This is a genomic window from Sphingopyxis sp. (assembly GCF_019459305.1).
Taxonomy (GTDB): domain Bacteria; phylum Pseudomonadota; class Alphaproteobacteria; order Sphingomonadales; family Sphingomonadaceae; genus Sphingopyxis.
Window position 1 is genome coordinate 1 of the sequence record NZ_JAIBES010000072.1, and the last position, 12889, is coordinate 12889.

General features: G+C 62.0%; 11 protein-coding genes and 1 pseudogene. 6 read left to right on the forward strand and 6 right to left on the reverse strand.

All coding sequences use genetic code 11. The features are described from left to right. Window positions 1–383 precede the first annotated feature (383 nt). The 3 genes from K0M74_RS07915 to K0M74_RS07925 all read right to left on the reverse strand — a co-directional run bounded on the left by K0M74_RS07915 (window position 384) and on the right by K0M74_RS07925 (window position 2652). Window positions 384–614 (reverse strand): hypothetical protein, encoded by a 231-nt coding sequence (locus K0M74_RS07915; RefSeq protein ID WP_293970188.1) that lies wholly within the window; start codon window positions 612–614, stop codon window positions 384–386. A gap of 17 nt (window positions 615–631) precedes the next feature. Continuing rightward, entirely contained in the window at window positions 632–1270 is a 639-nt protein-coding gene (locus K0M74_RS07920) for a PilZ domain-containing protein (RefSeq protein ID WP_293970191.1), read from the reverse strand. 902 nt (window positions 1271–2172) lie between these two features. Then, window positions 2173–2652, reverse strand: a complete 480-nt coding sequence (locus K0M74_RS07925) for a hypothetical protein (protein ID WP_293970194.1) — start codon at window positions 2650–2652, stop codon at window positions 2173–2175. Between K0M74_RS07925 and K0M74_RS07930 the strand changes: the two genes are divergently transcribed. Genes K0M74_RS07930 through K0M74_RS07950 form a run of 5 tightly spaced genes read left to right on the forward strand, consistent with a single transcriptional unit; the run spans window position 2623 to window position 8014 of the window. Further along, window positions 2623–3750, forward strand: a complete 1128-nt coding sequence (locus K0M74_RS07930) for an EAL domain-containing protein (RefSeq protein WP_293970197.1) — start codon at window positions 2623–2625, stop codon at window positions 3748–3750. The two genes, K0M74_RS07925 and K0M74_RS07930, sit on opposite strands and share 30 nt — an antisense overlap. A 44-nt stretch (window positions 3751–3794) precedes the next feature. Further along, the gene (locus K0M74_RS07935; protein WP_293970199.1) at window positions 3795–4487 is read left to right on the forward strand and encodes a LysM peptidoglycan-binding domain-containing protein; all 693 of its coding nucleotides are present in this window, start codon (window positions 3795–3797) and stop codon (window positions 4485–4487) included. Between the two features lie 52 nt (window positions 4488–4539). After that, window positions 4540–6234, forward strand: coding sequence for a serine/threonine-protein kinase (locus tag K0M74_RS07940; protein ID WP_293970201.1), 1695 nt, complete (start codon window positions 4540–4542; stop codon window positions 6232–6234). Window positions 6235–6248: 14 nt separating this feature from the next. Continuing rightward, on the forward strand, window positions 6249–7271 hold the full coding sequence (locus tag K0M74_RS07945; RefSeq protein ID WP_293970203.1) for a type VI secretion system-associated FHA domain protein: 1023 nt from the start codon (window positions 6249–6251) through the stop codon (window positions 7269–7271). After that, window positions 7268–8014: a protein phosphatase 2C domain-containing protein gene (locus K0M74_RS07950; RefSeq protein ID WP_293970205.1), complete on the forward strand. Its 747-nt coding sequence runs from the start codon at window positions 7268–7270 to the stop codon at window positions 8012–8014. The genes K0M74_RS07945 and K0M74_RS07950 overlap by 4 nt, the downstream gene beginning before the upstream one ends. 141 nt (window positions 8015–8155) lie before the next feature. On the opposite strand, the gene K0M74_RS07955 is transcribed toward K0M74_RS07950, so the two are convergent. Further along, a complete protein-coding gene (locus tag K0M74_RS07955; protein ID WP_293970207.1) occupies window positions 8156–9268 on the reverse strand; it encodes an ArsO family NAD(P)H-dependent flavin-containing monooxygenase in 1113 nt (370 codons plus the stop codon). Window positions 9269–9450: 182 nt separating this feature from the next. On the opposite strand from K0M74_RS07955, the gene K0M74_RS07960 reads away from it, so the two are divergent. Further along, the gene (locus K0M74_RS07960; protein WP_293970210.1) at window positions 9451–10467 is read left to right on the forward strand and encodes a YihY/virulence factor BrkB family protein; all 1017 of its coding nucleotides are present in this window, start codon (window positions 9451–9453) and stop codon (window positions 10465–10467) included. Between the two features lie 156 nt (window positions 10468–10623). On the opposite strand, the gene K0M74_RS07965 is transcribed toward K0M74_RS07960, so the two are convergent. Together K0M74_RS07965 and K0M74_RS07970 are read right to left on the reverse strand one after the other, a co-directional pair. After that, window positions 10624–11868: a sulfotransferase gene (locus tag K0M74_RS07965; protein ID WP_293970213.1), complete on the reverse strand. Its 1245-nt coding sequence runs from the start codon at window positions 11866–11868 to the stop codon at window positions 10624–10626. 483 nt (window positions 11869–12351) lie between these two features. Beyond that, window positions 12352–12708 (reverse strand): annotated as a pseudogene (locus K0M74_RS07970) (GFA family protein); the annotation flags it as partial. Window positions 12709–12889 lie beyond the last annotated feature (181 nt).

Below are 12889 nucleotides of genomic sequence, written 5' to 3' on the forward strand. Positions count from 1 at the left end.
CCGGCTCGAGCATCGCTTCTCTCCGCGTCATTGTCGCGGAAATCTTCGTACGGGTATCGACGTCCATCAGTCCCTCCTCAGCTAAATGGGGGGACCAGTTCTACATGTCGCTACCGGACCAGTTTTACATGTCGCCTGACATGTTAGAGCCAATCCGCGCAGCTGTTCGCGCACCGGCCAAATTTTGCTAACATTGGACGCCGCCAGTTGACTAGCAGCCGGGCTCAGCGGATTATGATCGCCTATGGCTCAGGCGAACGGTTTATTGTGAACTGGTTGGCGAGTAAGTTTGATGCGGATGAAAAGCGGACGGCGCGAGAAGGACCAACTTACTCGCGCCGCCCTCCCGGTGCCCCGCTGTGGGGTAGCGTTGCACCGGTATTTCAACCTACGAATTGATCGCCAGAACATTGATGCGGTGAGAACAGGAGTTGAGACTGCGATAGATTGGTTTGCGCTCCAGGGGCCCGTGACTTTCGCATCGAATGCACGCCGAGCCAGTTGAGATTTTTCACCATCTTTCCGAGGCGCGGAGAGACGTCAAAACGGCTGCGCCCCGCCTTATCTTCGTTGCTGTCCGAGTTCGGCTGGATCATGGGTTTGACTTTCGACATTACTTCCGACGGGCGCGCTATCGCCGCAGGAGCGCGATGCTCTCCAGGGCAGCGCGATCGAGTTTCTGGGTGAACCAAAGACCACCGCGCTGGCCGCGTGACCAGCGGACAAGCGCTCGGCGTCGCAGGTCACTACCGGGGAGGATCAAATCGACCTCGGTGCCGGCATCGAGCACGCGGTCGTAGCGAAATCCCGCACCATGCTGTGAGATATCGACGAGGTCGATCGGACGAGCGTCATCGCGAAGTGCAATTATTGCCTCGACCTCGACCGGCAGTCGCAGTGCGCGATAGCCCTCCGCGCGCTGCTCATCTGCAAGCCCCCGTAGTAGCGCGGCAGCGTCAATCGGTGCGTCGAAAGCAATTCCGCAGCGCCCGCGCTCCGCCCAGACAATCGTGCCTCGCAACAAGGTGGTCTCGGAGAGCGCAATGTCGAGCGTCTCGCCGACCGTCACCGGGGCGTCGGCAGCGAGCATCAGCCCCTCGTTTGAAATATTGCGAACAAGCCACAAGCCCATGTCATCGGCGCGCTGGACGCGTGCAATCCGGCATATCGTCCGATAGCGCTCGGCGCTGCGCCGATCGCTCAACGTCATATCTTCGATGTCGGTAATGCGCTGTGTGCTCGTTGCGCGGGGATTGCTGCTGCTCTCCATCAGGCCACTCCTCATGGGTGCGGGGGTGACCGAAGCCGCAACCGCACACAATCGCCGAGCGGTCTGCTCGGCCACGAGATCTTCACGGCGCTCCCACGCGCCAGGAAGGATTCATGTGGTCCTAAGGGACTGTCCTATACGTAGTTTCCCTTACGGCAAGCTTAATTTTGTCTTTGAAACCCGTTTTGACCGGGACTGCCTTGGAATGTCCGCTCACTTTGTTCGGTTGGCAAAATCTGCCTGTCTCCAATCGGCCGCGGCTAATGTTCGGAAAACAATAAGCTTCGCAAAATGTCCGCCGCGGAGTGGATGCTGTTGACAAAGTCGGCTTTTGACAGAAGCGGACAATGGCGAGGTCGGAAGCGCGAACGGTCGCGCGCTTCTTCAGGCCATAGTCGGCTGCGGCATGGGGATAATCTTTGCCATTTTGCGGAGGTTCTGGGCTGCGGCGTGTTCTTCAACAGAATACGCCTGATTTCGGACGTCGTGCGGTTAGTTAGCGTGAAGCAAACCAGCGTCGCCCTTACTTCGGAGATTATCACTGTTCGCGCTCCTTTCGGGCGTTTTGGTCCAGCTCCACACATGCTTCGCGACGCTTTATACCGTACGATCCAGCAGGTACTTCTTCATGAGGACAGACTTATTATCTGATGCCGGAAAATCTTAATCAGGGTGCGCCTTGATCGCAGCGGCAGGGCCAAATTGATGACGGCTAATCCGTCGCTCGCGTCGGCAGAACCCGCCACATTCCGGCGTCGCAAACGCACCTTAAGCTATTTCGTGTGAAATGCGACGAACCGAGCCATCTTGCTCCATTTCTGTACAAGAATTTAAGGACTTGGTATCATCTGGCGCCCCAAATAGTGGAGATGGTCCAAAGAGGGGCAACTTCGGGAGCAATCCTATTGCGCCGTCTGGCGCTGGCGTCGGTTTTTGTGGCCGGTGCGTGCTTGGTGCACGTTGGCGCCGAAGATCTCGCCACCTTCGCGCTGATCGCTGCCGCGGTCGGATGCGGCTGGGCTGGATCGGCCTGGCGGCATGACTGGAAATTGTGGCGACTGTCGCAGCGGCTGGAAGTTATTTCGGGCGAAGGGCAGAAAATAGCGATTGCCGAGCGACTGGCGGAAAATGCCAAAGGTCTTGAGCAGGCGCTTGCCACGATCGAGCGCCGTTTGATCGAGCGCCACGGTGTTAGTGGCTTGCCCACCCGCGAACCGTTGCTCGAACAAATGGAGCGCGACGGCTCGGGCGTCCTCGGCACGTTTGCGCTCGATGATTTCGAAAGACTGGCGGGATTTGATCCTGATCTCGCCGAACGAGTCCTGCTGGAAATCGTCGCGCGCATTGTTCGCATGATCCCCGCCGAGCGCCTGATCGCCCATGTCGACCAAGGCCATTTCGCCATCTGGTACGGCAAGGACATCGATCCTTTGGTTGCGCGATCAGAGATTGACGCAATCGCTTATGCACTCGGAGGGCGGGTGAAGATCGATCAACGCGAGATATTGCCGAGCATTGCGACGCGCTGTGCAGCTTTGGTGGACGGCATCACGCCGCAGATTTTGTTGACGCGAACGCTGGCGTCTTTCGCGCTGGATGACATGCAGGACACGTATGAGCTCAGCGATCAGGCGATCGTGCAAGTGCAGCAGCGCTATGCCATGGAACAGGATCTGCGCGGCGCTATTCACCGAAATGAGTTTCAGCTGCATTTTCAGCCATTGATAGACGCGCATCGGCAATGGGTGACGGGCGCCGAGGCCCTGATCCGCTGGCACCATCCCGAGCGCGGCAGCGTCCCGCCATCACTGTTTATCCCGATCGTTGAAGCCGCCGGGCTGGCGGAGCAGGTCGGCATGTGGGTTCTCAACGCGGCCGCCCGCCAAGCGAGCGAATGGGGAGGCGGCACCGCTGACCCCTTAAGGATCGCCATCAATGTTTCGGCCAACCAGCTTCATGATACGAAATTCGCCGAGTATCTCAGCCGGACGCTGCACAATCACTCGCTCGACCCGGCATGTCTGGAGATCGAACTGACCGAAGGGGTGGCGAGCGCTGACGATGCCGACCTCGCGCGCCTGTTGGCCAAGATAAGGGCGCTAGGCGTAAAGATTGCCATCGATGATTTCGGCACCGGCTATTCGAGCTTCAGCACGCTTCGCCAGCTGACATTCGACAAGATTAAGATCGATCGCGAGTTCGTAACCGACGTCCATCTACGGCCGCAAAGCCAGGCGATTTGCCACAGTATCATCGCCTTGGGCCGCGGCCTCGACATTCGCGTCCTCGCCGAAGGTGTCGAAACCGCCGCGGAATATCGCTGGCTGTCGCAGCATGGCTGCCGTCATTTTCAAGGCTATTATTTTTCGCGCCCGCTGTCGGCCGCCGATTTCGTGACCTTCATCAACGACCGGGCGAGCCTCGCTGCTTTGCTCCAGTCGCCCAGCGACATCCCCCAAATCGAGAGAATGACATCATGACGATCGCTGCTCAAATACGCCCGTGCCGATATCTCCGGCGCGCTATGGTCGTCGCTGTTGCGCTGGCCTTGGCAGGCTGCGCGAGCGGCCCGAAGCCGGACGCAGTATCGGCTCCGGCGAGCAGTGCACAAAGTATCGACGCGATTGCCGAATATCTGAACCAGGGCGATGTGTCGGCGGCGCGCAAGCTGATCAAGTCGGGGCTGAAACGCGATCCGAACAATCCGTCTCTTGCCCTGCTTCGCGATTCCATCGCGCGCGATCCGGTCGAACTGCTCGGGCCGCAATCCTTTGACTATGTCGTCCAGTCGGGCGACACGCTGGTCGGCATTGCCCAACGCTTTCTCGGCAATCGGCTGCTGACCTTTCAGCTTGCGCGATACAACGGCATCGAAAAGCCGACGACGCTGACTGCGGGACAGACGCTGCGCATTCCCGGCACCGAACCGGTTCCGGCGCGCCGGGCGCCGACGCCCGCTTCGTCGACACCATCTGTGCCATCCGCACCGCGCGCGCAGCCCCCTAAGCAGGCAGTCGCGCCGCCCGCTCCGCGGACCGATCCCGCGGCTGCCCGCCAACTGCGGACACAGGGACTGGCCGCGCTCCACAAAGGATCCGCGACGCGCGCGGTGCAGCTGCTCCGGCGCGCTTCGGCGCTCGATCCCTCCAGTGCGGTGATCAAGGCGGACCTCGCGCGCGCCGAGCGGATCGAGGCGACGGTCCGGTCGCGCCGCTAGCGATGTTTCAACCTTCCCCCGCTACAATGATTGATGAAGAGAGTGCAGACTGATGAAATCGCTGGGACGCTATAGCATCGAGGGCCGCCTGGGCGAAGGCGCGATGGCCGATGTCTATCGTGCGGTCGACCCGAGCATCGGCCGGAAGGTCGCAATCAAGGTGCTCAAGCCCGAATATGCTCGCAATCCGGGGCTCAACATCCGCTTCCTGCGCGAGGCGCGCGCGGCAGGCGCGCTGAGCCATCCCAATATCGCTACGATTTACGAGGTGGGTGAAGAACAGGGCATCGCCTATATTGCGATGGAGCTCATAGAAGGCCAGCCGCTCGACACGTTGCTGCAGGCCAATGGCCGGATGCCCTATGAGCGTGTGTTGGTACTTGGCCAGCAGCTCGCCGGCGCGCTCGCCTATGCGCACCGGATGGGCGTGGTGCACCGCGACGTCAAACCTTCGAACATCCTGCTGTCGCACGATGGCCGCACCGCAAAGCTCGTCGATTTCGGCGTCGCGCGCATCGACGAGCCTGATCCCGAGGGGAGTAGCGACCGGTTCGCGCAGACCCAGTTCGGCCAGATGATCGGGACGCCGCGCTATATGAGCCCCGAACAGGCGCTCAGCCTCCCTGTCGATCATCGCTCGGACCTGTTTTCGCTCGGCATCGTGCTGTACGAAATGGTGACGGGTAAGCCAGCGTTCCCGGGCATTGGCCTCGCGACGCTGGCGATACAGATTGCGCAGGAAAAGGTCGAGCCGATCGAGCGGTCGGCCAGCGATTGTCCGCCGGGACTGCGTTTCATCATCGACAAGCTGCTGTCGAAAAAGCCTGAGCAACGATTTGCCGACGGCGATGCGGTTCGCAAGGCGATCATGCGCGAAATGAGCGCGCGCGAAGAGAGCGCGGTGCCTCGCCGCGGCCTGTCGCTGCGCGCCAAATTGCCGCTGTTGCTGGCTGCGGTCACCTTTGCCGTGCTCGCGATCTGCGGCGCGCTGATCAGCTCGCGCGAAGACCGCGCGTTCGAGGAAATGGCCGCGACCTCGGGCCGAACGATCGCGGCGTTTGTCGCGAGCAATGCAGGGGTGGTCGCGGTGGACAATGCCGGACTGCCGGCGGATCAACAGGATTGGGGCGCCCTGCAAGCCTTTGTCGCGAGCGCCAGCGAAGATCGCGAAATTCGCGCCATGACGGTCGTCGACGCAAATAATTTTGTCCGCGCCGCAACCGACGGTCGCCGCATCGGCGCGCGTTACGCGGCGCCGCAAGGCGAGGCGCGCGTCGGCGCGGCCAATGGCGCGGTGGTTAGCTATGCCGGGGCAGGCCAGGACGGCGGAATGCGGATCGTGCAGCCGATCCGCTATGCGGGAGGGACCTATGGCAAGGTTGATGTCGTCGTCCGCACCGACGCGCTAGTGGCCGCCACCAACAACACCCGCTGGCTCTTGGTCATGCTGTCGCTGGTCGTGATGGTGACGGTGATGATCGTGGGCTATTTGAGCGGCGCCGCGGTGACGCGGCCGCTCGGGCGGCTTCGCAAGGCGCTCGACGAGGCGGCGACATCGCGCTTCGCCCTGCGCATATCGCATCGACGCGGTGATGAATTTGGCGCGGCATTTGACGCGTTCAATCGGGCCGCCGGAGCGGCCGAAGAAAAATTCGCCGCGGGTGCGGTCGATGACGACGCTTCGATGCTCGCCACTCGAATTGAGGACCCGGCTGTCGTTACTGCTCCACGGCGCCAGGTCGCCTGAGGAAAGCGCACATCATGTACATGTTGCAACTCTTCGCGCGCGGCGACGAAATTCATCCGGTCGATGCCCGATTGCTACGCGAAGGCCTGCTGCGGGTTGGCCGTGACAAGAGCGCCGATTGGTCGATCCCCGATCCCGACTGCGCCCTGTCGCGCACCCACTGCGAATTCGCTGTGGGTGCCGACGGGCTCACGTTGCGTTCGCTCGGCGCGAACGGGGTCTTTAATGCAGCCACTGGCGAACGACTTGCCGACCAGGCCGCGATCGCCGTGCCCTTGCCGTTCGCAATCCGCCTCGGCGACTTTCGCATCGTCGCTTCCGAAGCGCCACACGGCGATATCGCCGGACAGGAAACGCGCACCATGGTGCTGACACCGCCACTCGGTGATTCGATCGACGTCCCCAGCGACTGGACCGACACTGCGGTCGCGACCCGGTCCGATGGGGCGCCGATCACCACCGGGTCGCTATTGGATGCTTTTTGCGAGGGCGCGGGCCTCGATGCGTCGTTGCTGGCGTGCGAGGATCCGGTCGAGATCATGCGCCGCGTTGGCGGGGTGTACCGTCAGATGGTGCTCGGCGTTGGCGACCTAATGAGCGAACGGGATCACGCGCGCTCGCATTACCAGATGACGCGGACGACGATCGGCAGCGCCGATAACAATCCGTTCAAATGGGCGCCAACCCAGCGACTGGCAATTGATTTGATCCTGGGCGGATCGCACGGCTTCCTTTCGGGTCCGGCCGCGCTGCAATCGTCCTTCCGCGATATCAAACGGCATTTGGTGGCGACCTTTGCCGGGCTGCGCGGAAGTTTACAGCAAGCTATTGCATGCTTCGCTCCTGAAAGCCTCGACGGCCAGACGCCCGGCCGGTCATTGTTCCAGAACAAAGCGGCAGCCCAGCTCAAAGAGCTGGAGAATCGGCATGCGGACCTGCTTGAGGAGATAGCAGGCAAAAAATCGGGCGTGCTCGATCGGGCGTTTGTGCAAGCCTACAATGTCGCCGACGCGACGGCGACGGACGATCGCGAATGAATTTTTTCCGCATCTTCGGGCGCGGCGCGGCGCCATTCATCGACGGTACTGTCGCCGCAGTCGAATCTGTTGCGCTCACCCATGTTGGCCATGTCCGTGCCGTCAACGAGGATCGTATCCTCAATCTGCCCAATGCCAAACTTTGGGCGGTGGCGGACGGGATGGGCGGCCATCAATCGGGCGATGTCGCCGCGCAGATCGCCATCGATGCACTGGGGGATCTCGCGAGTAGCGGGCAAACTTTATGCGGAGACGATATTCTACGCGCACTACAGTCCGCAAATGCGCTAATCTATGACCGCTATGCCGACGCCGAACGGCGCAGCGGCACGACCATCGTGGCGGCCTTGCTCGTCGACGACAGGCTCGAGATCTTCTGGGCGGGCGATAGCCGCGCCTACAGACTTCGCGGCGGCACGTGGCAACAGCTGACCCGTGATCATAGCCTCGTGCAGCAAATGGTCGACGCGGGGGCCATACCGCCCTCCGCTGCGAGCAATCATCCAAAAGCGAACGTGATAACGCGCGCGCTGGGGGTGCATTGCGAGGTTGTCATCGACCGGCTGGCTTTTCCGCTCGTCACGGGGGACATCATCATGCTTTGTTCTGACGGCGTCTCGCGAACCCTAGGCGCGGACAGGGTCCGAGTCCCAACGCTAGCCGCGCTTGCGCAATCGCTGATCGATCGAGCCTTGATGCGCGACGGTAGCGACAACGCCAGCCTCGTGCTGGTAAGGTCCTGATTTATCCCTTATCGGCGGCGTTGATCGAGCAGGTCCGCAAGGGGTAGCAAGCGGTCGAACGCGCACGATCAACAAAAGAGGCCGGATGACCGCATTCGCGCACTCTCCACCGCCAAGCGGCGGAGCCGCTATCGGCCAATCTCAGTCCAGATCGTCCGCCTCTACCATGTCATTCAGGTCGGCTCCTTTTATATCAAAGGCCGTCACAGACTCGTCGGGCAGTTCTGCTGTCAGACTTTCTACCAATCCTCGGGCAGTGCGCGCGGCGCCCATCAGGGTTGCCGATCCTGGTCCGGTCCAGTCCCCATAGCCGGCAAGCAGGCGTGGTTCCTTGATCGACCTTTGGCTTTCAACCAGCACCTGCCCACTGTCCTCGACGACCCCCAGCGCCGCCAGATGATCGAGCGCGGGTCGGAACCCTGTGCACCAGATGATGGCATCGACCGCCATCTCCGCGCCGTCAGACCAGATTACACCTCGGGCCGTCATGCGTTCGAACGGACGCACCGACTGGAGGTCTCCGCGGGCGCGCGCATCCTTGACCGGCGGGACCATGACGATGTCGCCGATGCCGCCCATGGGTGTGTCGCTTGGACCGTTCTTCAACCGCGCTACTGCGCGTTCGAACAGGACGCGGCCGTCCACGTCATCGGGCCGGAACAGAGGGTCGTGGGTTGTCACCCAAAGGGCATGCGCGACAGGGGCGAGCTCCGCCATGATCTGCGCGCCGCTGTTGCCGCCGCCCACCACCAGCACCGTCTGTCCGCTGTAATCCTCGGGCCGATCATAGTGCGCCGAATGAACCTGGACGCCCGTGAACGTCTCGCGCCCATCGATATCGGGAACATGGGGATGCGACCAGGTGCCGGTGGCGCTGACAACCGCGCGTGCGGCAAAGCGGCTGTTGTCCGCTACCACTTCCAGATGATCACCGCCGCGTTCCACCGACGTCACCCTGACCGGACGCTGGATGGGAAGCGCATAGCGGGCTTCGTAACGGCTCAGATAGTCGAGAACGTCGTCGCGTGTCGGGTAACCTTCATGTGCGGGTGGCGGCATTAGCCAGCCCGGAAGTGAGCCGTATCCGGCCGGCGAGAAGAGGCGCAGCGAATCCCAGCCGTGGCGCCAGGCCCCGCCGGGGCCTTCCTCGGCGTCGAGGATCAGGAAATCTGCTCCGGCGCGGCGCAGATAATAACCGAGCGACAGTCCCATCTGGCCGCCGCCGATGATGACGATGTCGCGCGGATCGGCCATCAGGCCTGAAGCCAGCGCTGGAGATCGTCGCCTCGACGGCAGGAAGTTCGTCGTCGGCGACCAGATCGGCGAGCGGTCGGATTGGTTGAAAATAGCGTGTCTAGGATCCGATGAACTTGAGCAGGCGCGCCGATTGCTCAACGACGAGCTTTTGCGGGCGAGGGGGATAGATTGCGCATCTGATGCGTATTGGCTTAATGGTCACTGGAGCCAAGCGACAGCCCCCAGCGCCGTCCGACGTAAAGGGCAAGGCACGCGATCGTGGCGCGACGGCCGACACGCCGCGCAGCTATTCGTGGGCCACCGCTTGGATCGTTGTTAAGCGGGTCTGGGGCAACAGCGGCGAGCATGATTTAAGTCTTCTCGCGGCGGGAGTTGCATTTTACGCCTTTCTCTCTTTCGTGCCGCTTCTGGCGGCCCTTGTCATGGCCTACGGCCTCGTTGCGGACCCATCGCGAGTGCCCGACCACATGCGACTGGTCATCGACCTCGTCCCTGCCGACGCCGCCCGACTGATTTACGACCAGTTGACGCAGCTCACCCATGGCGCGTCGGAACGTAAGGGACTTGGACTTATCGTCGCGATGATAGTATCGATTTATGGCGCCTCGCGCGCGGCAGGGGCTATGATCACCTCGCTCAATATCATTTACGAGGAACGCGACAGGCGGAGCTATGTCCGGTGGCTAATCGTCTCCGTCGCCCTCGTCGGTGGCGCGGTTCTGGTCGCGATGGTCGGGCTTGTCGCCGCATCTATGCTCGGCTTCGCGAGCGGATGGGCGGCGACGCTCGGGCCTTTTGCGACCGCGGCGGTGCAACTGCTGACCTGGCTCCTCGCGGCGGCTCTGTGCGTCCTGACTCTTGGCGGGATCTACCGCTTTGCTCCCAACCGCGCGGACGCACGTTGGGAATGGCTATCGCTTGGCGCCGTCTTCGCCACCATGCTGTGGCTGCTTGCCACTATCGGTTTCGGGATTTATGCCGCGCGCTTCGGGGATTATGACGCAACTTACGGCTCGCTTGGTGCCGTGGTCGTTTTGCTGATGTGGCTTTACCTGTCTGCTTATGCGGTTCTTCTGGGCGCGCTGATCAACGCTGAGGCCGAGCGGCAGACCGCGCGCGATACCACCACCGGGCCCGAGCGGCCCATGGGCGAACGCGGCGCGATGATGGCCGACACTAGCGCGGCGCTCGAATAATCGGCTCACGCGGAATGAATAAGCAGAACCAATCATCGCCCGTGGCGGGCGCCGGCCCACAATCATCGTGAGCATGGTGAGCGGGATCTCCCGAGGGCTTGGGCTTGACCAATGCGCGGGAGCATGGTTGGGCCGCGTTGCCCGAGCGTATACCGCTCAGAGGCCGAAGTCCGCGGGGTCATAATCGTGTCGATGGTTGGCGGAGCGTTCGGCGCGGTCGAGGTACGCGGCCATCGCGTTGAGCTCGTTTTCGGTGAGCGGCACATCGAGCATCGCATAGACCCGCGCCATTTCCGTCCGCCAGTCGCGCTCGACATCCGCATAGTCGACTGAGACGCGCGGCTGCAGCGTGGCGGCGAGCGTCTGCGCGGTGCGTGCGTCGCGCAGCGCGACCTTACGCTGCCACTCGCGCCCGATCGCGATGCGATCGACCGCATCCGACTGCAGCCGCATCTGGTTGAGCACCAGCGATGCCGCCGAGGCCACGACGTCATCCTCCGTCCGTGTCACGTGGACGATACGCGCGTCGGGAAAGGCCCCGAGCAGCGCGTCGAGATCTTCTGCAAATTGCGGAACCTTCAAGATCCAGGGGCGTGCGTCTGAAGTGTCGTTTGCTGCGCGCGATCCGGGGTCGCTGCGCAGCCATGCAATTGTCTTTAGCATGTGCTTGAAGCTACGGTAGGCTGCCCGGCTGTCCATCGCTTCGCAATAATGCACAAGGCGCGGCAGACGCCACTGCGCTTCAAAGGCGGCGGGTAGCATAAGCAGGTTGAACAGTCCGATCTCTTCATCCGGAGCGCTCGCGCTTGTGGGGTGGATCGCCGCGAACTTGGGGTTCAGGCCATGCGCTGCGAGTAGCGCGGCGCGAGCGCGCCAGGGTCGGTCATCGAGCCACCGCTGCGCGCGGCCGCCGGGCAGGGGAATCCAGCTTTCGTAGAAACGTGTGAAGCGAAAGCGCGGATCACACGCGAGCAGCCGCTGAATCCGCGTCGTCCCCGACCGCATCTGGCCCACGACAAGGATTGGCCGCGTGATCTCGACGTCGGCAATCTCGGGATGGCGATCCCAAAGATCGAGCATGCGCAGCATATTCGCGGCCGCCGTTACGAGCTGGCCGTGCGCGATTGTGCGCCCGAGTTCGGTCAGTGCGGCGCTGTGCTGCAAATCATGCGTGAGCAAGTTCAGCCGCTCGCACCAATCGGGAGCGAGCCGATCTCTGCCGAGCCGGGTTTTGCCGCTGGCCTTAAGAATGATTGCTTCGGGGTCGAGCGACGGTTCGTCGGCGAAGCCCAGGTCCCACAAACGGCGCAGGGCAGCGTTGATCAGGGCGACGCGAGTCGAGGGATGCGGAAGCAATTCAGCGGAATGGGGATTGCTGTTGAGAGAGTTAATTGAGGCCATGCAATACCAACGCGCGGATCGCTCCAAAGTGCCGCCGACCCCGAGCATTTGCGGGCGTGAATTCAATGGCTTTGCGCGACTTTCGAGAGATTGGTTTGGCTGACTCGAGCGCCGGAACTCGCACGGAAGCGGGGTGTTGCTATGGCTGCGCGGGACCCGCGGAGATCTTTTGGGCTTGCCGCGATGATGTGCGAGGAAGGGGAGTCCCGTCGGCTCCCCTTTTTTCCCAAAGGCTTTTTACCAAGCCATTATCCTGATCCCGCTAATCGCCTCAGCAGTAGAGCCCATAACGATATGCATCGACCTTCTCCAATCGACCATGCCAACGGACAATTGTTCGGCTAGTTTCGGTTCCACAGCCACGGATTGAGCTGGTCCGGGCCTGGAACGGGCTGGCCTGCGCGTCGAGTCGGGCAATCAGAAGGCCACTATTTGACTTTTTGCGCTGAGACCAGCCTGACCGCAATGGCCATGTTCAGTCGCTCAGCTATTTGCCTCCGTCTGCCCTTCCGGTAGCCCACGTGTCTTGGGTCGCAGAGCTTGATAGCGGGGCAGAAATGCGGTCATCGGCATCCAGCTTGGCGCCTCGGCCGCATAGAGATGGAACGTCGGCGCGACTTCTTCGGGATCGTCTAACGTGCCGACGGGAATATCGATTTCGTCTGGCTGATGCCGAACGTGGATGCTGAGCGGCGAGCCGCATTGGCGACAAAAAGTGCGCGTCCCGAAATCGGTCGAGGCGAAGCCGCCGACTTGCTTCCCGCCTGCAGGGATCCGGTATCGATCGAGATGCAAGGTCGCAAACACCATATCACCCGAGCCTGACACATGCTGGCAGAGTCGGCAATGGCATCAGCCCGTGTCATAGGGTGCCTCGGTCAGAGCGTAACGCACCGCACCGCACGTGCAACCCCCCTTGAGTGCGCGAATCTCTAAATCGCTCCGAGTAACTTTCGGCATCTCTGTTTCGCCCTTCATCCGTCAATCACGTCCGAAACGCGCCGGCTTCAAATTTGCTCCA